Raw genomic sequence first — 25482 nt, 5'->3', positions numbered from 1 at the left:
CGACCCACGTTGAGGCACCGCCAACCCACGTTGAGGCACCGCCACCGCCCGCCGCCGACCGAGGTTGAGGTTCCGGAGCCGGATCGAGGCCTCGATTGAGGCGATGACGGTGCTCGATCTGGAGGCGCTCGTGGCGCGCGTCGTGGAGCGGCGCGCGAGCCCCGGGCAGCCGGTGGAGCTGCGCGGTACGAGCTGCCGACGCGGCTGCTCCGGGCGCGGCAGACGGACCTGGAGACGGCGCTCTCGAACCTGGTGGACAACGCGGTGAAGTTCTCGCCGCCGGGGGAGCCGGTGGTGGTGACCGTCGAGGGCGGGGAGGGCCGGGAAGGGGAGCGGACGGCGAGGATCTCGGTGCGCGACCGGGGGCCGGGGGTGCCGCCGCAGCACCTGCCGAGGATCTTCGACAGGTTCTTCACGACCGACGAGGGCCGCGACGGGACGGGGCTCGGGCTGGCGATCGTGAAGAGCGTCGTCGAGGCGCACGGTGGGGTGGGGTGGGGCGGGGCGGGGCGGGGCGGGGCGGTGACGGTGGAGAGCGCGCCGGGCAGGGGGCTAGCTTCGTGGTGGAGCTGCCGGTGCGGCAGTGAGGAGTGGGCGGGGAGGCTTGCCCGTGCGGCTCGATGTAGCGGTCAGGGCGCTCGACGCTTTTCGTCGAGGGTCGCCTGGAGCAGAAGGAGCATCGCCCGGTCCTTGGGCCTGGTCAGCTTCGCCTTGATCTCGATCAACCGTTCCAGCGACAAAACGCGGACGCGTACGCCGGCTACCTCGAGCACCGTCGAGTCGGGCAGAAGATCGTCATAGGACGTCGACTCCTCGATCGTCGCCAGCACGTCGAGCAGACCGTGCTTCGTCTGGAGCAGCTTGTGCCCCGCCGAGCGCAGGTGCGACTCGTTCGGGACGAGCCGTCGTGGGTCGGTGCGGAAGACGGCTTCCAGGTTTGCCAGGGCCGCCATGAGCCGGGCGATGTTCTCGTCGGAACGCGAGTACACGATATCGATGTCGAGGGTGTTCACCGGGGCGCCCTGCAGCGCCGCAGCCATGCCTCCCACGACGATGAACTCGACGTCGTGGTGTACCAGCGCGTGCAGGACGTCAGCGAGCGCCATCGGATGGCTCGCGCACGCTCATGACCAGATCGATCGCCCCCTGCACCTGCGCCAGTCGCTCCGTGGGAGACAGGCTGAGCATCCAGCGGATGAGGGAGCGGTCCACCCCGTTCTCGTCGTAGGGGTTGTCGTCCCGCTCCTCGGCGGGAGGGTCCAGAGGCTTGGGCATGCTCGGAGCCTAGCATGCGGGGGCCGGCAAGCCGCGGGCACCCTGCTTCGGGTCGACCTGCGCGTCGAGGCCTGACCCAGGTTGAGGCACCGCCCCGCCACCTGTCCGATGCTCCGGCCGCCCGCCCTCGCCAGCCGCACTGCCTCCACCTTGAACTCGGGCGTGACCGCCCCTCCGCCTTCCCCGTCCCATCCGTACCTCCTGGTGTCGTCGGGCGTGTTCGCGGACGCGGGGGAGCACCAGACCGAGCCAGCCTCAACGCCCGCGCTTCTTCCGTGCGCGCTCCTTGAGAACCGCGGCCACTATCTCGCCCACGCGCTCCGTTTCCTCATCCACGAGCTTTTCGAGTCTGCGCTGAAACCAGAGCCCGAACGGACCATCTACAGGAAGCGGCAGCCCGATGTCTCCGGGCTCCTGACCCAGCCATGTGATCGGCAGCCCGGAGTTCTCGATCGCGTGTTGCGCATACCGCATGGCACTTTGGATTGCCTGGACGGCGTCGACCCCTTCGGCATACTTGATGTCCGGCTCCAGCCCATCAAGAGAAACAGGGCACGTCCACGAGCCGCTCGGCGAGGCAGGTTGTATTGGTTCGCCGATCTTCAGGACGATCTCGCGATCTGGTTCACCTTCGACGCCATACCGACGAACGGCTATGACCTTGTATTTTCGTCGAGCCACCCACGCAGGGTAGCTAAAACCCGTCGTCGAGGCCCGACCCAGGTTGAGGCACCGCCGCTGCCGCTCACCGGGGTTGATGTTCCCGATCTCGGCGCCGCCCGCGCGGCAACGCTCGCGCGCCGAGCTGGCTCGCCCACCCCCCTCGCCTCGCCTCGCCTCGCCGAGCCCGCGCGGCGCCCTCCTCGACCGCCCCGCCCGCTCGTCGATGTCTCGCGGGGCGTTGCCAGGTCGCGATCGCTTCGCTATCTTCTCGCTCGCCGAAAGAGGTAGGCCGGTTCAGGCGAGCCCCGGCCACTCCCATGACGGGAGCCCATGTCCCCTCCACCACGGAGTGAGGTCCCACGGCACCTGGACGCACGTGCGTCCTCCGTGGAGGCTCCCATGCAGCTCAATCACATCGATCTCCAGGTCCCCGACGTCCTCGAAGCGGCCGCGTTCTTCGAGCGGCACTTCCAGTTCGAGGTCCACGGCAACCGGCGCTCGCCGGCGCTCGCCATCCTCACGGGGGCCGGCGGCTTCACGCTCGTCCTCCAGCGCCGGCGCGAGCCGGACGGCCCTTATCCGGAGGGCTTCCACATCGGCTTCATCATCGACGACGTGGCCGCCGTGTACGACAAGCACGCGACGATCGTCGCGGCGGGCGTCGACAGCGGCCCCGTGAGCGAGGACGGCCGCGGTGTGATGTTCTATTTCAAGGCGCCCGGCGACATCCTCGTCGAGGTGAGCTGCCGCCGCCGCCCGCTCCCGGCGGCGCGCGCCGGCGCAGGAGGCACCGACCCAGGTTGAGGTGCTGCCGGACGCGCCGCAAGGCGGCTCACGTCATGCCCTGACCCGCCTGCGCGGCCATCGCTGCCCAGCACGGCGGCTTCCCTCGCATGTCTTCCATGTGCGACCATCTCACCACCATGGGCAAGGTCACCGCGCTCCACATGGACACCATCACCGAGAAATCCGGTCACCAGATGACCGGCATGGCGGTGAGCGTGTGTCTCACCCCTGCCGCCCCGAGCCCCTTGCCGATCCCCTATCCCACGATGGGCACCGTGGCCGAGGGGATCATCGATCCGTGCATGCGCACCAAGATCGAAGGCGCGAAGATCCTCACCGTGGGCGGCTGCATGAAGGCATGCCACGGCAACGAGCCCGGCACGCTCAAGGAGGTCGTCAGTCTCAACACGGGCGGCCCCTGCTTCCCGTGGCTCGGCGCGCCGAACGTCATCATCGAGCTCGGAATGGCCGGCATTACCGGCAGCATGGGGCAGATGAACAAGTCGATCACTGTCGGCGCGGGCGCGATGGTGAGCGGCGCGGGCGGCGGCGCCGGGGGAGGGGGCGGCGGCGGCGGCGGCGGCGGCGCAGGCGGGCCGGGCGGGGGCGGGCCGCAGGGCGCCGGCAATGGCGGTGGAGGCGGCGGCGGGAGCAATCAGGGGGCAGGGCCGCCCAGCCCCCCGGCGCCCCCGGGTACGGAGGGGCAGGCAGCCGGTGGCCACCCCATCGACGTCGTAACAGGCACGCTGTTCACAGAGCCTGTCGTCGACTTCCAGCTCCCGGGCTTCTTATGGGTCACGCTGATCCGACACTACAGGACCTCGTCGGTCGCGTTCGACGCCGGCATAGGGCGTGGATGGTCGCACAGCCTGCTCTGGTACGCAGAGCGCCACGGCGACCACCTCGTGCTCGTCGATGAGACGTTCCGGCGGACCACGCTTGCCCTACCGAGCGCCGATGAAACGCTGCTGCTCCCCTACGGGCGGCGCCTCTGGCGCGAGCAAGACCGCCTCTTCGTCGACCTGCAGGATGGCATCCTCCGCGTGCTCGCGCCCTCGCCGACGCGTCATCGGTGGGAGCTCGCGGAGCTACGCGATCTGAGCGGGAACGTCGCCGAGGTCCGCTGGCGGGACGGCGCGGTCGTCGAGATCGTCGACTCGGTGGGGCGACGCGCTTGGCTCGAACGCGACGACCGGTTCGTGAGCTGGTGGGTCGCTGCGTCGGACGAACAGGGACACGAGCACCGCCAGCGCCTGGTCACCTACGAGCTCAATGAGCGCGGGGACCTGGTGGGCGCCGTGGATGCTGGTGGGGCCGAGACGCGCTACGAGTACGATGAAGACCATTACCTCGTGCTCGAGGAGCGGCCGGACAAAATTCGCTACCATTTCGTCTACAAGACCGCGTTCGGACAGCGGCGCTGCGTCGAGACATGGGGCGACCTGAGAGGCGAGGACGTGCTCGCAGCGCTCGGCGCGCCGGAGGCAAACGCGCCAGACCGGCCGAAAGGCATCTTTCACACCCGCTTCGCGTACGGGCCAGGACTCCACGAGACCACGATGGTCGACGCGTGCGGTGGTGTCCATCGCTACTGGGGCAACGAGCTCGGCCTCATCACGCATTACATCGATCCGTGCGGATACGCGACGCACTTCACCTACGATGCAGCCGGGCGGGCCGTCTCCTCCATCCAGCCGAACGGACTCCGATGGTCGCGTGCGTACGACGCCACCGGCACGCCGGCGCGCACGAGCGCCAACGACGCCCGCGCGCAGGTGAGCGTCAAGGACGGCGCGCGGATCAGCCGGCTGCCGAACGGGCTGTACGTGACCGAGTGCACGCGCAACGGGCGCACGCTCGAGCACCTCTCCCCCTCGGGCGCCGCCACGCGCGCGTCGTACGACGATCGCGGCAAGAATCGCGCAATCGACTGGCCGGACGGCTCCACGACCCGCTTCCAGTACGATGCCCACGGCAACGTGCGCGAGATCATCGACGCGGCGGGGGCCGTCTGGCAGTACACGTTCGACCTGTTCGGTTTGCCGGTCCGCCTCCGACTCCCGACCGGCGCCACCTTCGATCTGTCCTACGACTCGCGCGGAGACCTCGTCGCGATCGAGGGGCCCGAGGGGCAGCGCACGAGGTGGACGATCGATGCCGCGCAGCACGTCGTCGACGTCGAGTGGCCAGGCGGCGGCCGCGAGTCGTTCCGCCATATAGCCGGTGCTCTCGTCGAGCGGATGCGGCCGGACGGCACGCGCATCCGCGCCGGATACGACGCCCTGCTCCGGCTGCGTTGGATCGAGAACCCGGCCGGCGAGCGCCACGAGCGACAGTACGACGGCCGCGGGCGGCTCGTCAGCGAGCGGTCGTTCGCGGGTCTGTGGACCCGCTTCGACTACGATGGCGGCGATCGGCCCGTCACGATCACCCGCCCGGACGGGATGTTCGTGCGCTTCGTCCTCGACCACCTCGGCCGCGTCGTCGAGCGCCAGCACTCCAGCGGCGAGCGCGCGCGGTTCGACTACGACGCGTTCGGCGAAGTGCGCCGCGCCTCGAACGCCTCCACGTCGGTCCTCTTCGAACGCGACCCGCTCGGCCGCGTGGTGCGGGAGGTACAGGAGTGCGGCGGCCACCGTTTCACGGTGGAGTACACGCACGACCTCCTCGGTCGGATCGTCGCGCGACGCTACTCGACCGGATGGTCGGCCGAGCTGCAGCGCGGCGCTGGCGGCTGGCTCGCCCGCGTCGGGTCGCGCGAGGACGAACGCGGCACGGCGTCGCTCGATCTGTCCCTCGAGCGCGACCACGAGCGTCGCGAGGTCGCGCGCTCGCTCGGGGATCTTCGCCTCACGACCGAGCGCAGCGCCCTCGGGTTCCCGACGCGCGTCTCGCTGCGGCGGGCGGACCAGACCCTGCGCACACGCGCGTACGCGTGGGATCCGCGCGGGCCCGTCGCCCACATCGACGACGATCGCCACGGCGCGCGGAGCTACGCGCTCGATCCGATCGGGCGGCCGCTCTCGGTGCGCGGGCTCGGGGCGAACGAGGCATTCGAGATCGCCCCTCAGGGGACCGCGGTGCCGCGCGGCGCCAGCTGGCAGCTCGGCCCGGGCGGGCGGCCACTCCGTACCACCGCCGCCGAGCTCTCCTGGGACGACCGCGGCCGGCTCGTGCGGAAGGTGACCGGTAGCGCAGCGAGGAGCTGGACGTTCGAGTACGACGCCGAGGACCGGCTCGTCATCGCGCGCTCCGACGCCGGCCACCGCGTGCGCTACGTCTACGATGCCTTCGGACGACGACTCGCGGAGCGCGGCGACGACGGCCGGAGCACGTTCTTCCTCTGGGACGATGAGGCGCTCGTCGAGGAGGTCGATTCGAGTCATCTGCGCTCGGTAAGGCGTGTCTTCGATGACGACGGCTTCACGCCGCTCGCCGAGCGCACCGTGGAGGGAGAGTGGCGCCTCATTGCCACGGACCTGACCGCGACGCCCTGGCTCTACGCGGCGCCGAGCGGCGAGCTCGCCGACGTCGACCTGTCAGCGTGGGGCCGCGTCGCGCGCTCGAGCGGCGCGATCGGCACGCTGCGCTTCGCTGGGCACCGCGCCGATCCGCGGACGGGCCTGCATTACAACCGGTTCCGGTACTACGACCCTGACCTCGGCGTCTATCTTACGCCAGACCCGCTCGGCTTTCCGGCCTCGTTTCAGGACATCGGGTTCCTGCCGAACGCGACCTTCCACCTCGACCCGCTCGGGCTCGTCGTCATCATCCAGGGGAGCAACGACAAGGTCATCAACGACTCGGTGGCCATGTACCAGAAGCAGTATCCCGGAGCGACGGTGATCCAGGGACACCAGCTGCCGAGCGCGAACCTCGCCGGTGAAGATCACGTGATCGTGGTTTCCCACGGCGATCCAGGCTCGATCGAGTGGAACGGCAAGAAGAAGAGCATCGGGGGCAGGGAGCTCGGCAAGCAGCTCAACGCCGCTGGATTCAACGGCGCGGCGCCCGGCGCCAAGGTCGACGTCGCCTCCTGCAACGGCGCCACCAAGCCGCTCTTCGGGCCGAGCATGGCGCAGGGGGTGGCCGACATGACGCTCGCGCCGACCTCGGGCGCCAAGGCGGACAGCCGTGTCGGCGCCTACCTCGGCTCCGACGCGATCATAGGGAAGATCGTCCCCTCGTATGGCGCGACGATCACCAAACCCGGCCCCCCGGTCCACGAGAAGGTCATCAAGGGCTCATGGACCACGGTGGATCCGCGGCCCTTCTAGCTAGGAGCCGCGCTCACCCGCTCATCCAGGCTCCACAGGAACGAACGCCGCGCCCGACTGCAGCCACGCGGCGAAGTACGGCGCCGGCGCGCCGGCGCGCCGCAGCGCGAGCAAGAACGGTCCGTCGCACACGAGCTCGCGCCCACGGCGACGGCGGCTCTTCATGCCGAGCGCGAGCGCCTCGGACACGAGCCGCGCTCCGTGCTCGTCGAGGTCGAGCTCCAGCGTCTGACACGCGGCGACGAGGACGCGATCCCCCGGCACGATGTGCTTGCCGACGAGCTCGTCGAAGGACGCATCGACGCGCAGCGACACGACCGGGACTTGGAAGATGTCGTCGTCCTGCAGCGAGGTCTGCCCCCACAGACGAGCCCAGCGGCCAGGCCCACGATCGACCGCGCCGAGCGCGTCGTGCGTCGCCTCCGCGAGCGTCGACCAGCCTCCACGGCGAGCGACGACGACCGACGCGCCGCCGCGGCCGCGGAGCTCGATGACGAAATCGCCCGGCGACTCGTAACGGTGTACGGTCGCGGCGCCCGCATAGGCGCTCGCCCCGGCGCCGCCCCAGTGGCCGAAGCACTGCACGCGGCCACCCAGGAACGAAAGCCCCGCAGAGCGATCGCGGACAAAGGGCCGCTCGAATGCAACCCTGGTCCGCAGCAAGGCGAACGCCACGAGAGTGTGCGCCGGCACGCTCTGCGGCAAGAGCCGCGTCTGCGCATCGCCGAACCGGCGAGCCAGCTCGGCACGGATCGCAGCGACCGCCGCATCACCCTCTCCTGCGCAGGCAAATGACTCCGCCGAATCCACGGCGCCGGCGGCGACGGCAGCTGCGCGGCCCAGCGCCCGCGAGAGCTCCGTGGGCTCGACCAGCACGTCCTCGGATCCGAGCAGCCGCTGGAGCTCCGCCCACGCGAGCGCGAACGTCGCACAGTGGACGAGGTCACGGTCGATCGGCAGCGCGTGCTCGAGCGTCGGCGTCACCAGGGGGGCGGTCATGAGCTGCTCGCCGTGCACTGTACGTCGATCAGGAGGAAATCGGCACCTGGGATCGCTGACACGCGGCGATCGTCGCGGCGGGCATCGACAGCGGCCCCGTGAGCGAGAACGGCCGCGGCGTGATGTTCTATCTCAAGGCGCCCGGCGACATCCTCATCGAGGTGAGCTGCCGGCGCCGCCCGCTTCCGGCGGCGCGCGCCGGCGGTTGACGGCGGCGCGCCGCCGGGACGCGCGGTGACCGGCGCAGGGAGAGCCCGAGATCTCGCGGACATTCCGCCGCTTCCACCGCCGGCCCGCCGAGGTCGACGTTCCGGGCCTCCCCCCACGTGTCCGGGCCGGCTACTGCAGCTTGATGAACTTCGCGACCGACGGGACACCCTGCGTCGAGACGACGAAGAGCATGTAGTAGCCAGGCGGCGCGACCTTGCCGTTCGGCGGAGCCGTGAGCGTCAGGGTGCTGCCCGACTGCCCGGTGATCGCGAGCTTGACGGCGCGCTGGCTCTGGTCGAATCCGTGCGTGACCGAGCCGGGAGACATGAGCATCGCGCTGCCGATGCCCGTGGCGGCCACCGCCGAGGACAACGTCACCGAGATGGACTGGCCGTACGACGCGGTCGAGGCCACCGACTGGATCACCGGGCGCGCGTTGCCGCTCAGGAGATAGGGGGGCGTGAAGATCTCGACCCGCCGCTCGGGCCATTTGTAGGGGAGCTCGTTGAAGGCGTGGTCCCGGCCCGCCGTGAGCACGCGCGCGTCGGGCAAGAGCAATGCGGTCGAGTGATAGAGCCGAGCCACGCGCATCGGACACATCTTGGTCCAGGTGTCATTGCTCGGGTTGTAGATCTCGGGCGTCATGACCGGCACCGTCGCGTGGTCGGACGAGCCTCGCGCGCTGCCTCCCACGACGAACACCTTGCCGTCCGGGAGCAGCACGGCGGTGTTCAGCACGCGCGCGTAGCTCATCGACGCCTTGTAGGCCCACGCCGGCGACGCCGCGCCGAGGTCGAGGAGCTCCGTGGTGGCCGTGGCGGGGATCGGGGTGTCGTTCGGGTCGCTCGTCGCCGCGTTCGAGACGGCCCCGCCTCCGCCGATGAGCATGACGCGCGCGCGGTAGCTGTCGGTCGGCGAGAGCGGCAAGAGCACCGAGCTCCCGTAACCGGGGTACGTGCGGGAGTTGGCGTACTGCGTCGTGTACTGCGTCGCGCTCCAGGTGTTGTTGCTCGTCGTCAGCAGCCGTGAGCCTCGGCCCGAGTGGACGAACACCTTGCCGTCCGGCAGCTGGTAGACGAACGGGTAGAGCTGTATCGGGCGCCCGTCGCTCGTGAACGGCTCCGGCACATCGTTCCGCGCGGAGAGGGTGCCCGCGGTGTTCAGCGTCTGCCAGCTGCTGTTCACCGGCTTGGTGCTCGAGATTCGCCCCGTCTTCGTCGTGCCGGAGATGGCCAGCACCGAGCCGCCGTCGAGGCGCGTGAGCGTGGGGTACCAGCGCCCGAGGGTCATGTCCGTGAGCGAGGCCCACGTCGAGCTCGAGGGGTCGAACCGGTGCGAGCCCTTGACGTGGGGGTCATTATGGCCCCCCGCGACCCAGAGGCGGCCGTCGCTCAGAAACGCGTGGCCAGAGCAGAAGGCGTGCGGCTGCGTCCCGCTCGGCAAGGACGCCTGGCCCGTCGCCGGATCGAACACCTCGGAGTACCCCTGGTCCGCGTCATCCGTGAACCCGAAGAGCAGCACCTTGCCCGTCCGCAGGAGCGCCGCGTGGATGCCGATCGCCCCCGCGTAGAGCGGGTCGCTCCACTGCCCCTTCGTCGCGGGATCGCAGCACGGCTCACCTCCGAAGACCGAGCCCGCCCACACGGTGCTGCCGGAGGCGTCCTTGCCGTGCCTCACCCAGCCGCCGTTGTAATAGAAGGACGCCAGCGACCCATCGGCGCTCCGCCGGCCGACGACCTCCAGGTTGTCGTAATCGCTCCAGATCACGCCCGCGGCCGAGTACGCGTTGATCGGATCGACCCACGTGGCCGACGTCTTCCAGGGGTACGCGCTGTCGTCGTTGTCGCGGTAGTAGTGCCGCAAGCCGCCGCTCGAGAGCGGCACGACGAGCTCGAAATTCCCTTTGGTCCCGGACTTTCCCTGGATGAACTGATGCACCCCGGTCGCCGAGATCGCCTGGTTGTTGTCCACGCGGATCTCGGCCGGCGTCGTCCAGCTGCGGTCATCCCTGCGATACATGGAGTAGAGCGTCGATCCGGAGCGCGCGATCACCTCCAGGCGGTTCGTGCCGAAGTTGCTCTCGACCACGCTCACCGCGGAGTACGTTCGGCCCGTCGCGAACGTGGTGCCCGAGCTCCATGGATGGGACGCGACCGAGTTGTCGCGCCAGTAGTGGGCGAGGCCGCCGCTGGCGAGCGGCACCACGACCTCGAAATTGCCGGGCGATAGCTTGGCCTGCACGATCCCAGGCTGCCCGGTGACGCCCGTCGCGACCGTCGTTCCGCTCGACCAGTCCTTCGTGGATTGATTGCGGTAGTAGTGCACGAGGCTGCTGCCCTGCACGGCGATGACCTCGAGGTTCCCGCCGCTCGAGTTCTCGAGCATGCTGATCCCGTTCACGTCCGCCGAGCCCACCTTCTTCGGGCCGAACCAGGTCGGGGTCGACACGAGCGAGGTGGTCGCGTTGTTCCGGTAGTAAGCCGAAAACCCGCCACCCGTGTGCGGCACCACGAGCTCGAAGTTGGGGACCGTCCCGGTGCCGTCCGAGCCCTGAACGAACCCGATTCCGAACGTCGGGCTGCAGGTGCACCCGGCTCCGCTGCACACGAGCTCATCGCTCTCGGTATCCAGACTGAGCTCGTCCCCGTTCGTCCACTCGGCGCAAGCCGCGCCACCCAGCGCCAAGCCGCCGAGCGCCAGCAGCGTCCTCGGCCCACTCCTCCACCCACCGAGCAACCGCATCATCTTGCTGTTCATGTTCTCCTTACTGCTTCAGAGGGGCGGTGCCTCGGATGGACTCAAGCTCCAGAGCGAGCGACATCTTGACGTCCTGCGCGCTGATCGACGCTTCCTACCCCGTCTGGCGCGAGCATCGACGACGGTTGAAAGCTCACCTCATCCCGGGGCTCTTACGTCGGGCAGCGCTCACACATAGAATGCATTGTCAGGGACGGCAGAGCACCAACTTTTTTCGTGTTTTTGTGCTGGCGCAAGTTTGTTTCGGCCACGAAATTCCCATCGATGACGTGCTCTGGGGATCGATGCCACGGGCGTTGGGAGTCAGGTGGCATGCGGCTCCCTGGCGCTGCTGGGACGAGCTGTTGAGGCCTCCACCGCGTGATGGACCGCGACGAGCACGCCCAGCGGAGGAGGCACGCCCAGCCGAGCGCGGGTTTCTCCGAGTGGATGAGTGAACGTTCGCGGGACGGTGGGGATAGGCCGAGCTCGACGAGCGGAGCCAGGTTTACGACGACACGAAAGAGGGATCGGCTCTCTGGCAGGCCCTCCCCGCGCGGGATCTGCCTTGTCTCGTCTGCGCGTACAAAAGCGCTGTCCTCGGAGAATCGATGGGCTCGCGCAGGCGTGTGCGCGGGGATGCCGTCGCGCTGGCCGCCCAGGTGAATCCTCGGTTGCGACCGCCACCGCGGCGAGTCGCATGCACCTGGTTTCTCGACGCCTTGCTGGTCATGGCGGCTCGCCCGCCCGATGCGACGGCGACGCGCCGTGGTTGGGCGCGCGGCCGGGGGTCACGCGACGGCGAGCGAGGCGGCGACGCCCGGGGAGAGCGGCGTGCGGGGGCTCCAGCTCGTGGCGGCCTGGAAGCGGCGGGGATCGCCGACCAGCCACGGGGGCTCGCCGGCGCGCGGCGGACGGGCGCCGAAATCGAGGAGCGACTCCGGCGCGCCGAGCTGCCGCGCGACCTCGAGGCAGACCTCGCGCACGCTCGTGGGGCGCCCCGAGCAGACGTTGTAGGCGGCGCCGGGCTCGAGCCCCGCGGTCGTCGCGCCGAGCAGCAGCGCCTCCACGACGTCCTCCACGAAGGTGAGATCGCGGCGCTGCGTGCCGGCGGTGAGGTCGACGCGCTCCCGCGCGCGGAGCCGCGCCCCGAGGTGCGGGATGAGGCGATGGGGCGCCTCGCCAGGGCCGTAGACGCCGAAGAGGCGGAGCGTCACGAGCGGCACCGACAGGGCCTGTGCCACGGCGCGCCCGTAGTCGTGGGCGGCTGCCTTGGCGGCGCCGTAGAGGTCCGAGGGGGCGCGCGGCGCGCCCTCGTCGACGAGCTGCCCCTCGACGACCGCGCTGTACTCCGAGCACGATCCCGTGAAGACGACCCGCGCCCCGCCCCAGCGGGCGGCGGCCTCCAGCGTCGCGACGAGGGCCGCGACGTTGCCCTCGAGGAGCACGCCCGGCGCGCGCTCTCCCGGGTTCACCCCGGCCGACGCCAGGTGGAAGACCGCGCCCGGCGGCTCGTCGCCGGCCGCTTCGAGGAGCGCGTCCCGCGTCAGCCGATCGAGCGGGAGCCGCCGGAGCCGCTGGCGCGGCGAGAGGCGCGCCCACCCCGCCGATCGCGCCGGCGCGGTCGCGACGACGTCGCTCCCGCCGGCGAGGAGCCGCCGGACGAGCGCCGAGCCGATGAACCCGGTCGCGCCCGTGACCAGCGCCTTGCCGAGCCTCACGCGAGCCCCGTGGCGAGCCGGAGCTGCTCCTCGACGAGAGGCCGCGCGCGCCCGCGATCGTCGAGGTACCGCGCGTACCACGCGCTCGTGAGCTGGATGGCGCGATCGGTGTCGAGCAGCGGGCGCCAGCCGAGCCGGGACCGCGCCTTGCTGCAGTCGAGCCGCAGCGTGCCGGCCTCGTGGAGCCGCTCGCCGTCCGAGGGCTCGGCCAGCTCCAGCGCCCGCCCGAGCTCGCGGACGATCGCCTCCGCGAGGACGCGCACCGTCCGCGGCTCGGCGTCGTCCGGGCCGAAGTTCCAGGCGCCGCTGTACCGCAGCGGATCGTCCCAGAGCCGGCGCGCGAGCAGGAGGTACCCCGAGAGCGGATCGAGGACGTGCTGCCAGGGGCGCACGGCGCGCGGGTGCCGGATGCGCACGGCCTTGCCCGCGGCGACGCTGCGGACGATGTCCGGTACGATGCGGTCCTCGGCCCAGTCTCCCCCGCCGATGACGTTGCCGGCGCGGGCGGTCGCGAGCGCCACCTCCCGCCCGTAGAACGACTGCCGGTACGCCGCCGCGACGAGCTCGGCGCAGGCCTTGCTCGCGCTGTACGTGTCGTGGCCGCCGAGGGGATCGGTCTCGCGATAGCCCCAGACCCACTCGTGGTTCTCGTAACACTTGTCCGTCGTCACCACGAGGACGACCCGCACCGACGGGAGGCGCCGCGCCGCCTCGAGCACGTGCGCCGTCCCGAGGACGTTCGTCGAGAAGGTCTCCAGCGGCCGCGCGTACGACCTCCGGACGAGCGCCTGCGCCGCGAGGTGGAGCACGATCTCGGGCTCGGCCTCGCCCATCGCCCGCGCGAGGTGATCCGCGTCGCAGACGTCGCCGAGGATCGAGGTGATCCCGTCGTCGATCCGCGCGTCGGCGAAGAGGCTCGGCGCGCCCTCCGGCGGCAGCGAGTACCCGGTGACCTGCGCGCCGAGCAGGCGCAGCCAGGCGGTGAGCCAGGAGCCCTTGAACCCCGTGTGCCCGGTGACGAACACGCGGCGGCCCGCATAGAAGTCGAGGTGCTCGCTCATCGTCAGGCCCTCCAGGGCGCGCGCCCGTCGTCCCAGAGCCGCTCGAGGAGACGCTTGTCGCGCAGGGTATCCATCGGCTGCCAGAAGCCCTCGTGCTGGTAGGCCATGAGCTGCCCGTCGCCGGCGAGCCGCTCGAGCGGCTCGCGCTCGAGCGGCGTCGCGTCGTCGCAGTCGAGGTACTCGAGGGCGCCGGGCTGGAAGACGAAGAAGCCGCCGTTGATCCAACCCGCCTCGGCCTGCGGCTTCTCGGTGAACGCCGCGACCTCGCTGCCCCGGAGATCGAGGACGCCGAACCGGGCCGGCGGGCGGACCGCGGTGATCGTGGCGAGCTTGCCGTGGGCGCGGTGGAAGGCGACGAGCTTCGCGAGATCGATGTCCCCGACCCCGTCGCCGTAGGTGACCATGAACGGCTCCCGCCCGAGCACGCCACTCAGCCGGCGGATGCGCCCGCCCGTCTGGGTGTGGAGCCCCGTGTCGATGAGCGTCACGCGCCAGCTCGGGCAGTGGACGCCGAGCGCGTCGATTTCACCGCTCCGCAGGTTTACCGTGAAGTCCGCGCGGCGCGTCCGGAGCCCGGCGAACCAGTCCTTGATGACGTCGCCCTTGTAGCCGCAGGCCACGACGAAGTCGTCGAAGCCGTACGCGGCGTACCTCTGCATGATGTGCCAGAGGATGGGCTGGCCGCCGATCTCGACCATCGGCTTCGGCCGGTCGACGGTCTCTTCACTGAGACGGGTCCCGAGCCCGCCGGCGAGCAACACGGTCTTCATCGCTGGACCTCCTGTGCGTGGTTCTCCTGCGCCGCGAGCGCGCGGCGCACCGCGCCGGCGACCGCGGGGTCGTCGGCGAAGGCCCACGAGAGCGGCTCGTGGGTCACGGTCGCGTCGCTCGCGACGTGGAAGAACAAGAGCGCCTTCACCGCGGGGTGGCGCTCGGCGAAGCCCGTCAGGGCCTCCTCGTACCAGCGTGCGCGGTCCCCGCCGGCGGCGAGCGTGCCGAGCTCGGCGATCATCAGCGGCTTGCCGAGCGGCGCGAGGCGCTCGTAGTGCCGCGCGAAGAGCTCCTGGAACGAATACCACCTGGACCAGCGGACGGCGGTCCCGTAGTTGAGGACGCCCGTCGCGACCCAGTCGACCCACGCGCTTCCCGGGTAGTACTCCCAGTAGTTCTCGTACGAGACGCTCGGCGCCCAGACCCAGAGGACGTTCCCCGCCCCGGCGGCGCGGAAGCGCCCGACGACGTGCCGCCACGCGCGGATGAACTCCCGCGGGTCCGGGTTGTTCACCGGCCCCCAGGGGTAGCGGTAGCCGTCGTTCATCTCGTGCGCGAAGCGGAGGAGGATCGGGTGGCCGTGCTCCGCCGCCGCCTTCGCCCAGCTGTCGATGTAGGCGTCGTACGCGCCGCCGGCGATGTCGGTGAGGCCACCGTGGTCCGGCGTCGCCGCCGGGCGGAGCGAGAGGCGCGGGCGCTGGAACGCGCTGAGCCAGGGCTCCCACGTGATGACCGGCACCGAGCCCACGGCCCAGATGGCCCGCGCGGCCCGGCTCGGGAAGCGCTGCTCCGCGCCGTCTCCCCAGGCCGCGTAGATCTGCGTGAGGAGGAGCGTCTGGCCCACCGCCTCCTCGAGGGCGAGGTACCCGCCGACGTCGCCCGGCAGGCCCCCGTCGTGCGCGCCGTAGAGGAGGCGCGCCGGGGCGCGGAGCTCCGAGAGCTGGCGCGACGCGCGCTCCGCGGACACGCGGGCGAGCCGCGCGTCCCGCTCGGGATCGGCGATCCAGGAGAGCTCCGCCGAGGCCACCGCCGCGCTCGCCGTGCCGAAGAGCGACGAGAGCCAGAGCTCGGCGGGCGCGCGCCCGTAGGTCGAGGAGAGCACCGCGAGGGCGGCGCCTGTCGTGGCGGCCGCGGCCAGCGCGGCGCGGTGGGAGCGCTTCATGGTCATCCTCCTGGGGTGATCGTGGTGATCGTCGTGGTCGTGGCTCCGGGCGCGGGGAGCCGCTCCCAGGGGTCGGCGCGCGGCGCGCGGCGCGGCGCGCGCGCGGCCCAGGCGATCGCGCCGCTCATCGAGGCGGCCCCGAGCGCGCCGAAGACGAGCGTCGCCCAGTAGGACTCCGCGTCGCTCCAGCGCTCGGCGAGCCCGCGCGCGGAGGCCCGGAGCCAGAGGCTCGCGGCCGTCGTGGCGAGGAACGACACGACGACGAGCAGGTGCGGCCACGCGAGCGGCAGGAGCCGGCCGCCGAGCCCGCGCTTGGGCGTGGGCACGTAGCGGACGAGGCGCTTCGCGATCGCCAGGGCCACCCCGAGCGTGTAGATGGGAAAGGCGGCGAGCTTGAGGAGGAGGGCGCGCCAGTGGACGCCGCCCTCCGAGGCGCGGTCGCAGAACCACCGCTGCCCGTAGGCGTGGAGCGCGACCGCCGCCGCGGCGACGGGGGCGCCCGCGGCGACGAACCCCGCCGGATCCACGCGCATGGGCCAGAGGTCGCCCCAGAGCGCGAGGAGCGGCAGCGCGAGGTACGTCAGCGTGGCGGGGCCGGTGAGGTAGTACGTGCCGATGGCCACGTACGAGAGCCGCTGGCGCGCGCTCAGCCGGAAGAAGCGCGGCACGACCTCGGAGAAGAGCGCGTCGACCGCGCCGGTGGCCCACTTGAGCTGCTGGGCGAAGTACCCGCCGAGGTCGTCGGGGACGAGCCCGCGGCTCACGATCTCCGGGACGTAGACCGATCGCCACCCGGCCGCGTGCAACCGGACGGACGTCATGAGGTCCTCCGCGAGCCCCACGGCGTGCCCGCGGACGGACGCGAGCGCGGCGCGGCGAAAGGTGCAGTTGGCGCCGATGGCGACCGCGCAGCCGAGCCCGTGGAGCCCGAGCTGCATCGGCCCATAGAACCCGTAGGTCTGCTCGGCCGCGCCGCGGGCGATCGGGGAGTCGGCCTGGTTGTAGTAGCCCTGCGAGACCTGCACGAAGCCCACGCGCGGGTCGTCGAAGTGCCCGAGGACCCGGTCGAGGAACTCCGGGAACGCCAGGTGGTCCGGGTCGAGGACGAGGACGAAGTCCTCCGTGGTCCGCGCGAGGGCCGCGTTGATCTTGCCCGCCTTGGCGCCCGGGACGCCGTCCGAGTCGAGCCACGCCGCGCCGTGCCGCTCGGCGAGGGCGCGGAAGCGCGGGTCGGCCGTGCCGTCGAGGAGGTAGGTGCGGTGCGGGTAGCGGACGCGGGCGAGCGCCGCGAGGGTCGCCTCGAACATCGCGAGGGGCTCGCCCGGCGCGGCCGTCGTGAAGACCGCGACCGAGAGCCCCGGGGGCGCCGGGCGGTGCTCGACGCGGTCCACCGCGAGGTACCCGATCCAGGCGAGGACGATGCGGCTGATGCCGTACCAGACCGCGATCGACAGCGCGACGAAGGCCGCGAGGTGGGCGACGTGGCGCTCCTGGAACCAGAAGCTCGCGAAGCCGGCGACGCCGACGAGCCCGAAGGCCACGAGCGCCCAGACGATGACGCGATCGACGAGCCGCACGGGCGCGGCCGACGACCACCGGAAGAGCTCCGGCTCAAAGAGGGAGCTCGAGACGGATCGCCGCGTCATGGACGTGGTAGTGGAGGTTCTGGTTGTGGTGGTAGGTGGCGCCCACGCGGGCGCCGCCGAGGTCGAGCGAGGCGCCCGCGCGGAGGTCGACGTGAGCGCTGTCGACGCGCGACGTGACGCCCCAGGCGAGCGCGGTCGGATCGAGCTCGCTCGCCTGCACGGCGACGTCGCCGCTCGCGTCGAAGCGGAGCTTGCCGAGCGAGAGCGCCGCGACGACGATGGGTCCGTGGCGGCGCAGGCCGAGGGGCGTGAAGTACGGCGAGTAGGTCCGCGTCGCGAGGGACCAGCGCGAGCGCGAGGTGTCGGCCCAGGCCGCCCCCCACCCGGCCTTGAGGCCGAGCGCGCCGCGCAGGACCGGCGCCACGGCCCAGCCGCAGGCGAGGACGCCGTCGTTGCCGTCGGAGTACCAGCGCCCCTCGCCGCGGAGCTCTCCGCTCCAGCCGCTCCAGTCGGTGACGGCGAGCGCGCCGCCCGCCGCGGCGACGAAGGCGTGCTCCCGGATCGCCGCGTGGGTGTCGAGGAGCTCGTCGCGGCGCGCCGAGGCGCGGAGCCGCAGCGGCGAGAGCCACCGCCCCTCGATCTCGCCGCTCCCCGACACCTGCGCGCTGCCGTCCGCCCAGACCCGCCCGAGCCCCGTCGCGCTGACGTCGAGGTCGGCCCGGGCCGGGCGGAACAGGAGCCCCACGAGCCCGCCCACAGCGTGGGCCGGCGTGGCGCGGCCGCGGGTCTCCGCCGTCGCGCCCGGGGCGCTCGGGTACCACAGACCGAGCGCGCGGAGCCGCAGCTGCAGGCTCGCGTTCGGCCAGAACGACAGCCCGGCGCTCTGCGACCAGCGGTCGAGCGGTTGCGTGTCGGCGAGGGCGCGGGTCTCGAGCTCGAGGCGCGGGGCAAGTGCCGCGTCGAGCTGGCCGCGCAGGATGTCGGCGTCGCGCGCCGCCTCGCTCCCCGGGGGGATCCGCGCGAGGAGGTCCTCGACCGCCGCGTGATCGGCGATCGCGAGCCGCTCCTGCGCCTCGGCGATGTGGCGCCAATCTCCGGGGAGCTGGGGCGGCGCGGCGCCGGCGGCGCCCGCGAGGGCGGCGGCGGCGACGAAGCAAGAAGCGAAGGCGGCGAGGTGCATGGCAGGGGAGGGGACGGCGCGTCCCGGTCGACCCCAAGGGACCGCCTCCGCCCAGGGACGGCTCACAGGAGCGAACCGAGACGATCCGTGAGCCGTCTCGGACCCCTGCCGGTCCCTTGACGGAGAGCCGTGCCCACCCGCATCGAAGCCGCCCCGCCCCGCAGCGCCGCGCCACGGCCCGGCGACCTCGCAGCGTCCCGTCGAGGAGGCCGCCGTGCCTAGCGGATCTCGCTCGGCGCTGCCGCACCCCGCGAGCCGCGCCGGCGCCGCGCCGAGCGGCGGGCAGCTCGTCGCGCTGCCGGTGGAGCGCGACGACGCCGAGCTCCTCCGACGGCTCCAGCGCGGGGACCCCTGGGCGAAGGCGATGCTCTTCGAGCGTTACGGCGCCCTCGTCGAGCGCATCGCGCGCCGCATCCTCGGGACCGAGCGGCACACGACCTTCGAGGACGTCGTGCACGACGCCTTCGTGTCGGCCTACTCGAGCGTCCACCAGGTGAGCGACGCGGCGGCGCTGACGTCGTGGATGAGGTCGGTCGCCGTCCACACGGCGTGCAAGAGCATCCGCAAGGCCCGGAGCTGGCTGAGCTTCCTCTCACCGGAGGACCTCCCCGAGCTCCCGGCGCGCGGCGCCGACGCGGAGCTCCGGGAGGCTCATGATCGGACCTACCGGCTGCTCGAGTCCTTCCCGCTCGACGAGCGCGTGGCCTTCGCGCTGCGCTACATCGAAGGGATGGAGCTCACCGAGGCCGCGGCCGCCGGCGGCGTGTCGCTCGCGACGATCAAGCGGCGGATCGCCCGGGCCGAGGCGCGCTTCGTGAGCGCTGCCCGGCGAGACCCCGTGCTCGCAGCCTGGATCGAGGAGGGCGCGCGATGGACCCCGTGACACGACGCATCGAGGCCCTCGGGGCCGAGGTGGCCCGCACATCCGACGAGCGCGCCAGGCCGGCCGAGACGCTGGCCGCGGCCCGCGCGCGGCTCTTCGCCGCCGAGGTCGAGGCTCGGCCGCGCCGGGCGCGCTACCCGCTCTGGGCCGCGGCCGCCGCGCTGCTGCTCGCGGCGGGGGGCGCCGCGAGCTTCCGCGCGGCCTGGGCGCCCGAGCGCGGTCCCGGGCTCGCCGCCGCGCCGAGCGCGGCCCCCGCGGGCGAGCCGGCGCCGGGCGCGGGCGCGCGGGTCGAGGCGCGCGACGCGCCCGTCGCCTTCACCTTCGCCGAGGGGACCTCCGTGCGGCTCGACGCGGCGTCCGCGCTGCAGGTCCTCGCGACCGACGCGCGCGGCGCGGAGCTGCGCGTGGAGCGGGGCGCCGTGGACTTCCGCGTCGTCCACCGGAGCGACACGCGCTGGGTCGTCCACGCCGGGCCCTACGCGGTGCGCGTGACCGGGACGCGCTTCGCGGCGGGCTGGGCGCCCGAGGCGCGGCGCTTCACGCTCGCGCTCGCCGAGGGGAGCGTCGAGGTGACGGGCCCGGAGCTCGGGACGGCGCGGCTCTCGGCGGGCGATCGGCTCGACCTCACCGCGCCGAACGAGCCCGCGGCGAGCGACGCGTCCGCTGCCCCCTCGGCAGGCGCGAGCGCCGCGGCCGCGGCGCCGCCCGGGGACGGGGATCGCTCCGCGCGCGCGCCGGGGGCCGGCGGGACAGACGCCGCGCCGCGCTGGCAGTCCCTGGCGAGCGCGGGGCGCCACGAGGAGGCGCTCGCGGCGGTCGAGCGGCTGGGGATCGACGCCGTGCTCGCGCGGGCCGCGCCCGACGAGCTCCGGCTGCTCGCCGACGCCGCCCGCTACGCGGGGCGCCCGCACGCGGCGCGCGCCGCGCTGCTCGCCCTGCGCGCGCGGCACGGCGCGCGCGGCGACTCGGCGTTCCTCCTCGGCAAGCTCGCCGCAGATCAGCTCGGCGATTCCGCCGACGCGCTCGCCTGGTTCGACACGTACCTCCGCGAGGCGCCGGGGGGCGCGCTGCGCGAGCAGGCGCTCGGGCGGAGCCTGGAGCTCCAGCAACGGCGGGACCGGGAGGTCGCGCGCCGCGCGGCGCTCCGGTACCTCGCCGAGTACCCCCACGGCGCCTACGCGCCCCTCGCGCGCTCGCTCGCGGATGCGCGCTGAGCGCTACCCCGCGCGCCGCGCGGCCGCCGGTCTCCGCCTCGCCGCGGCGCTCGTGGCGCTGCCGGGCCTCCTCGGCGCGGCGCCGGACGCGGCGGGAGCCCCGGCCAGCGCCAGCGCGCCCGCGCGGGCCACGGTGTCCCTCTCCGGCGACCCGGCGGACGCGACGTTCCAGCGGATCCGCGACGAGCTCCGCGCGCTCGATGTGCGCATCACCACGGGTGACCCCGAGGACGCCGACGCGCGCGTCGTCGTCGCCCGCAAGCGCGCGACCATCACCCTCGCCGCGCGGCACGGGGGCGGCGAGCTCGACGTCGCGGTGCGCCGCGGCGAGGGCCCCGAGGTCCTCGCCCTGGCCGCCGTCGAGCTCCTTCGCGCCCGCCTCCTGCACCGCGACGCCTCCCGCCCTCCCTCGACCGGCGTCGCCGCTGCTGGCGGCCACGGTCACCCGCCCTCGGCGTCCAGCCCCGAGAGCGGGTCCGCCGCGCGTCCGGCGGCCTCTGCCGCGACGACCTCTCAGGCGTCTCCCGCTACCCGCGCGCTCGCTTCGAGCTCCACCTCGCCCGCCGATCAACCCTCCTCCCAGCGCGCCGGCGGCGGTGCGCGGCCACGCACGCGCCTCGCCGCCTCGGTCGGCCCCACGCTGCTCGTCGCCTTCGGCGACGTCCCCGCGACGCCGGCGCTCTCGATCGGCGCGTCCGCGATCTTCCGCGGCTGGTACGTCGCGGTGGACGGGACCACGACGCTCGGCGGCACCTCCTGGAGCGTCCCCGGCGGGCGGATCGAGCACGGTGTCTCCTTCGTCGGCGCCGCGGCGGGCGGCGCGCATTCCTTCGCGAGCGGCCACGGCCTCGCGACGCTCGGGGCGGGCGCGTCCGTGCTGCGCCTCCATCACCAGACGCTCCTCGCGTCGCCGGTGTTCGACGGCGCCTCCGGCGCCGCGTGGGCGGCGGTTCCGCACGTCGAGGCGGCCGTGCGCTGGTATGTGCACGATCACGCGGGCTTTCGCCTCGGCGGCCTTGCCGGCGCCGCGCTTCCAGCCATCGATATCCCGTACCCCGAGCGCAGCGCCGGCAGCCCGGGCTCCGCCGCAGGCGCGACCCGCTACGGCCGCCCGCTCCTCGCCGTCTCGCTCTCCCTGGAGGCGCGCCTCTGACGGATCGAGGTGAGCGCTGGCGACCCGATCTCGTCCCTCGCGGAGGCCGCCACGGGCGGCGCTCACATCCCTGCCCCGAGTCTCCCGCGCCGGCCACTCCGCCGCCCGAGGCGCCAGGCGAGCCGCTCTCCTGGCCGGTCCCCGGGTCTCCGCCGCACCCGGTGAGACCCATCATCCCTGCGCAGACCGCCGCGCACCATGCACTGAGATCCATGCCGTACTCCCTCTCCTTCGGGCGCCGTGCCATTCCCATTCATGGCGCGGTCCGATGAAGTTCAATCGTCGAACGCTCGTGAACACGCGCGCGGTTCACTGGCTCCGGCGGCTCGCGAGGCCTGCCAGGCCGGCGGGCGCGCCAAAAGGTGCTGTTGGGTTGGGGTGGGTCAGCCTGGCCGTGCGCTCATTCGAGTTGTCGCCTCAGTTCCGGGAGGCGCTCTTGCCACCAGGCGCTCAGCGTGGAGACCGCGTCGGCGGCGCCGTCGGCGAGGGCGGGGTCGGCGTCGATGGGCGCAGCGGCAACGCTGAGGACGCGGTCGAGCTCGGCGTCCACGAAAGACGCGGTGATCTCTTCGTCGAGGATTTGCTGGACGATGGCGAGGTAGTCGGCTTCCCAGTGGCTGAAGAACGCGTCGGTGAAGGCGGTGGTGCCCCCGGGCACGCTGCCGTTGGTGATGTTCACCGAGGCCGACATGGTGGTGTCGAGATCCCAGGGGAAGTAGGTGCGCTTCCCGCCGACGGAGTCGTAATGGTAGTAGTTGTTGTCCTTGTAGAGCAGGCCGTCGGTGTTGCCGATGATGGCGTTGACGGCGCCCAGGCGATGCATCTGCGGGATGTCGGCGCGCGTGGGTAGCTGTTCGGCCAGCGTCGCGTCGTCAGGGCTGGCACAGCCGCCCTTCTTCAGGAAACAGTACCATGCCTCGTGGGGGTTCTCGACGCCGTCGCTCTCGTGCGTCTTCAAGCCGTCGCCGTCGCCGCCGGACTTCTTGTAGAGCCAGCCGTCGTCTTCGCCCAGCCGATCCTGAAGGAAACGTTTGTCGACCTGTTCGACATGCACGTACACCATCGCCGGGCCGCCGTTGACGCTGATCTTGGCCAACGCGCTGCGGCTGGCCATGACGCCCGCTGCGCGCATCAAGCGCCAGCCGAGATACTCCGCGATCACGTCGCGCGGCGTGGCATCATCCTGATTGGAGCCGGAGCTCGTGCCGTTGTCGAACCTCAGCTTCTTCAAGCCGTGGAAGGTCTGCTCGGCGACCGTCGAATTCAGGTCGACCTTGAGGCCCACCTTCGTGGCGCCTCCCGAGCGCTTGCGCTCGATGGCGACTTGCATGGGCGCACCGCCGTTGCAGCTGAATTCCCCGGGGGCGGAGAGCGAGAACGTGGTGTCGGCGAGGATGGCGGCGTAATCGTCGGGCGCCATCGTGATGGCGTACTCCAGCATCTGATCGGGATTGAACACGCCGGAGCAGCCGGTGTCCGTGTCCAGCGAGAATGTGCCGCCGCCGCCACCGACGCCCGTGCCGCCACCGACGCCCGTGCCGCCACCGATGCCCGTGCCGCCACCGACACCCGTGCCGCCACCGACACCCGTGCCGCCACCGATGCCGCCGCTGCCGGCACCGCTGCCGCCACTGCCGGCACCGCTGCCGCCGCCGCCACCGACGCCCGTGCCGGCATCGCTGCCGTCGCTGCCGCAACCGACCATGGCGACGCTCGACGCCGCCATCATGATGAAGCCAAGAAATCGATTCATTTCATATACTCCTTCGAACGCATGCGCGGACAGGATCGCGCAGGATCGCGGCGCGTCCCGGTCGACCCAAGGGACCGCCTCCGCCCCCGGACGGCTCACAGGAATGAACCGAGACGATCCGTGAGCCGCCTCGGACCGCTGCCGGTCCTTTGACGGAGGGCTGTGCCCACTCGCATCGAAGCCCCCCCGCAGTGCCGCGCCACGGTCCGGCAACCTTGCGGCGCCCGTGATGAGGCTCGTGAGGCCCTACCGAGGTTGACACCCCGGCCGAGCCTCCGACCGAGGTTGAGGTCCTCAAGAGGTCCCCATCAACTGAATCGGTTCAGTTTTTTCTGCGCCTCCGTGCTATGGCCGGTCATGGTTTCCACCACGCGGCCTGGCGATCGACGCTCCGGGCCGCGCGATCACCCGGCCCGCTCGTGCAGCGGCAAGGAGCCAACATGCGACAATCTTCGTTCTTGAGCCTCGGTTCGTCAGGCACGCTCGCTCTCCTCCTCGCGGCGTTCGGATGCGACTCGTCGGACGGGACGTCCTCTGGCGCCGGCGGTCAGGGCGCCGGCGGTCAGGGCGCGACGAGCAGCGCGAGCGGCTCCGGCGGCGCGGGCGGTCAGGGCGCGACAGGCAGCGCGAGCGGCTCCGGCGGCGCGGCGGGCACCGGCGGCGCCGGCGAAGGGGGCGGCGGCGCCGCAGGCACCGGCGGCGCTGGCGGCGCTGGCGAAGGGGGCGGCGGCGCGCCGGCGGCGCCGCTCTGGGACTGGAGCGGCATCGTCGGGACGGGACAGAGCCTCTCGGTCGGCGCGGAGGGCACGCCGCCCCGCACCACCACGCAGCGCTTTCACAACCTCAAGCTGTCCCTCGGGAACGCGGGCGTGCCCCCCTTCGACGCGGCGAACACGGCCCTCTCCCTGGTGCCGCTCGTCGAGCCGATCCGCGGGTTCGCGACGACCTACCCCAGCGCTTACCCGAAGAACATCTATGGCGAGACGCCGCACACGGCCATGGCCGACCAGATCTCATCCCTCGCGGAGGCGTCCGCCGGCGGCGACCACGTCACGGTGCACACCGTCGTCGGCGAGAGCGGGCAGCCCATGAGCGTCCTCCGGAAGGGCGCCACCCAGACGGCCACGGGCGACACGTCGATGGGCCGCGCCTACGCGGCGACGCTGTTCGAGGCCGAGGCCATCGCGCGCCTCGCCAGGGAGGCCGGCAAGACGTATGGCGTCGGCGCCGTCGTGATCACGCACGGCGAGTCCGACGCCGGCAGCGCGACCTACGGGGATGAGCTGGTAAAGCTGTGGTCCGACTACAACCAGGATCTCCTCCGGATCACCGGCCAGTCGCGGAGCATTCCCCTGCTCGTGTCCCAGCAGAACTCGGTGCACACCGACGCCGGCACGCGGTCGACGTCGACGCAGGCGCAGTGGCGCGTGGGCGTGGATCACCCGGGTGATATCGTCTGCTCGGGTCCGAAGTACCAGTATCCGTATGCCGGCGATCACATCCACCTGAACGCGAACGGCTACCAGCAGCTCGGCGAGAAATTCGGCCAGATCTACTTCGAGAAGGTCGTCCTCGGGAAGGACTGGCAGCCGCTCCAGCCGACGCGCGTCGAGCGCAGCGGCGACGTCGTCACCGTGCACTTCCATGTCCCGGTGCCGCCGCTCGCCTGGGACAGCGCGCTGCCGTCTCCCCACCAGACCGCGTTCACGGAGTGGGCGCAGGGCCGCGGCTTCGAGCTCTGGAGCGGCAACACCCGGATCCCGATCAGCGGCGTGGAGATCTCCGGCGATTCGGTGCAGATCACCGCGCAAAACCTCCCCGCGTCGGGCGTGATGGTCGGCTACGCGATGACGACCGACGGGACGTCGATGACGGGCGGCACGATCCGCTGGGGTCAGCTGCGCGACTCCGACCCGTTCGTCGGCTCGACGACGGGCAAGGCCCAGCCGAACTACAGCGTGGCGTTCGAGATGAACGTCCCCTGACGGGTGGCTCCAGCGCGGCGTTCCGCGCGGCGTTCCGATCGGAGGGCCTGCGGGCGGCGGTCCGCAG

18 protein-coding genes and 1 pseudogene are annotated in these 25482 nt (G+C 72.3%); 7 read left to right on the top strand and 12 right to left on the bottom strand.

Going from position 1 to position 25482, the window contains the following annotated elements; translation table 11 throughout:
• Positions 1–252: 252 nt before the first annotated feature.
• Positions 253–495, top strand: a pseudogene (locus WMF22_RS26385) (sensor histidine kinase); the annotation flags it as partial.
• 134 nt (positions 496–629) lie between these two features.
• On the opposite strand, the gene WMF22_RS26380 reads toward WMF22_RS26385, so the two are convergent.
• From WMF22_RS26380 to WMF22_RS26370, 3 genes are all read right to left on the bottom strand, one after another.
• Positions 630–1106 (bottom strand): nucleotidyltransferase domain-containing protein, encoded by a 477-nt coding sequence (locus tag WMF22_RS26380; protein WP_438031571.1) that lies wholly within the window; start codon positions 1104–1106, stop codon positions 630–632.
• Positions 1093–1275 carry a hypothetical protein gene (locus tag WMF22_RS26375; RefSeq protein WP_438031570.1) on the bottom strand — a complete coding sequence of 61 codons (183 nt, stop codon included), beginning with the start codon at positions 1273–1275 and terminating at the stop codon, positions 1093–1095. Before WMF22_RS26375 ends, WMF22_RS26380 begins: the two co-directional genes overlap by 14 nt.
• A 255-nt stretch (positions 1276–1530) precedes the next feature.
• On the bottom strand, positions 1531–1956 hold the full coding sequence (locus tag WMF22_RS26370) for a DUF6968 family protein (protein ID WP_438031569.1): 426 nt from the start codon (positions 1954–1956) through the stop codon (positions 1531–1533).
• A gap of 381 nt (positions 1957–2337) precedes the next feature.
• Here WMF22_RS26370 and WMF22_RS26365 point away from each other — a divergent pair, with 381 nt between their 5' ends.
• Together WMF22_RS26365 and WMF22_RS26360 are read left to right on the top strand one after the other, a co-directional pair.
• Positions 2338–2742, top strand: coding sequence for a VOC family protein (locus tag WMF22_RS26365; protein ID WP_438031568.1), 405 nt, complete (start codon positions 2338–2340; stop codon positions 2740–2742).
• 98 nt (positions 2743–2840) lie between these two features.
• A complete protein-coding gene (locus WMF22_RS26360; protein WP_438031567.1) occupies positions 2841–7001 on the top strand; it encodes a PAAR-like domain-containing protein in 4161 nt (1386 codons plus the stop codon).
• A 21-nt stretch (positions 7002–7022) separates the two neighbouring features.
• On the opposite strand, the gene WMF22_RS26355 is transcribed toward WMF22_RS26360, so the two are convergent.
• From WMF22_RS26355 to WMF22_RS26320, 8 genes are all read right to left on the bottom strand, one after another.
• A complete protein-coding gene (locus tag WMF22_RS26355; RefSeq protein ID WP_438031566.1) occupies positions 7023–8000 on the bottom strand; it encodes a hypothetical protein in 978 nt (325 codons plus the stop codon).
• Positions 8001–8339: 339 nt separating this feature from the next.
• Positions 8340–10967: a galactose oxidase-like domain-containing protein gene (locus WMF22_RS26350; RefSeq protein WP_438031565.1), complete on the bottom strand. Its 2628-nt coding sequence runs from the start codon at positions 10965–10967 to the stop codon at positions 8340–8342.
• A 770-nt stretch (positions 10968–11737) separates the two neighbouring features.
• On the bottom strand, positions 11738–12667 hold the full coding sequence (locus tag WMF22_RS26345) for an NAD-dependent epimerase/dehydratase family protein (protein ID WP_438031564.1): 930 nt from the start codon (positions 12665–12667) through the stop codon (positions 11738–11740).
• On the bottom strand, positions 12664–13728 hold the full coding sequence (gene rfbG, locus WMF22_RS26340; protein ID WP_438031563.1) for a CDP-glucose 4,6-dehydratase: 1065 nt from the start codon (positions 13726–13728) through the stop codon (positions 12664–12666). Before rfbG ends, WMF22_RS26345 begins: the two co-directional genes overlap by 4 nt.
• Before the next feature lie 2 nt (positions 13729–13730).
• Entirely contained in the window at positions 13731–14498 is a 768-nt protein-coding gene (rfbF, locus tag WMF22_RS26335; RefSeq protein WP_438031562.1) for a glucose-1-phosphate cytidylyltransferase, read from the bottom strand.
• Positions 14495–15661, bottom strand: a complete 1167-nt coding sequence (locus WMF22_RS26330; protein ID WP_437292761.1) for a glycoside hydrolase family 26 protein — start codon at positions 15659–15661, stop codon at positions 14495–14497. The genes rfbF and WMF22_RS26330 overlap by 4 nt, the downstream gene beginning before the upstream one ends.
• A gap of 2 nt (positions 15662–15663) precedes the next feature.
• Complete coding sequence (locus WMF22_RS26325; protein WP_438031561.1) at positions 15664–17307, bottom strand: glycosyltransferase family 2 protein; 1644 nt, start codon at positions 17305–17307, stop codon at positions 15664–15666.
• The gene (locus WMF22_RS26320; RefSeq protein ID WP_438031560.1) at positions 17273–18427 is read right to left on the bottom strand and encodes a hypothetical protein; all 1155 of its coding nucleotides are present in this window, start codon (positions 18425–18427) and stop codon (positions 17273–17275) included. Before WMF22_RS26320 ends, WMF22_RS26325 begins: the two co-directional genes overlap by 35 nt.
• A gap of 214 nt (positions 18428–18641) precedes the next feature.
• Between WMF22_RS26320 and WMF22_RS26315 the strand changes: the two genes are divergently transcribed.
• From WMF22_RS26315 to WMF22_RS26305, 3 genes are read left to right on the top strand one after another with little or no spacing between them, the layout of a single operon-like run.
• Positions 18642–19310, top strand: coding sequence for an RNA polymerase sigma factor (locus WMF22_RS26315; protein WP_438031559.1), 669 nt, complete (start codon positions 18642–18644; stop codon positions 19308–19310).
• The gene (locus tag WMF22_RS26310; RefSeq protein ID WP_437292757.1) at positions 19298–20524 is read left to right on the top strand and encodes a FecR domain-containing protein; all 1227 of its coding nucleotides are present in this window, start codon (positions 19298–19300) and stop codon (positions 20522–20524) included. The genes WMF22_RS26315 and WMF22_RS26310 overlap by 13 nt, the downstream gene beginning before the upstream one ends.
• A complete protein-coding gene (locus WMF22_RS26305; protein ID WP_438031558.1) occupies positions 20514–21677 on the top strand; it encodes a hypothetical protein in 1164 nt (387 codons plus the stop codon). Before WMF22_RS26310 ends, WMF22_RS26305 begins: the two co-directional genes overlap by 11 nt.
• 400 nt (positions 21678–22077) lie before the next feature.
• On the opposite strand, the gene WMF22_RS26300 is transcribed toward WMF22_RS26305, so the two are convergent.
• Positions 22078–23430 (bottom strand): CotH kinase family protein, encoded by a 1353-nt coding sequence (locus WMF22_RS26300; RefSeq protein ID WP_438031557.1) that lies wholly within the window; start codon positions 23428–23430, stop codon positions 22078–22080.
• 440 nt (positions 23431–23870) lie between these two features.
• Here WMF22_RS26300 and WMF22_RS26295 point away from each other — a divergent pair, with 440 nt between their 5' ends.
• A complete protein-coding gene (locus WMF22_RS26295; protein WP_438031556.1) occupies positions 23871–25415 on the top strand; it encodes a dockerin in 1545 nt (514 codons plus the stop codon).
• Positions 25416–25482: the final 67 nt, after the last annotated feature.

This window comes from Sorangium sp. So ce204 (genome assembly GCF_051526795.1).
Taxonomy (GTDB): domain Bacteria; phylum Myxococcota_A; class Polyangia; order Polyangiales; family Polyangiaceae; genus Sorangium; species Sorangium cellulosum_B.
Note: the sequence above shows the minus strand (reverse complement) of the source record. Positions and strands in the feature narration are given on the sequence as shown.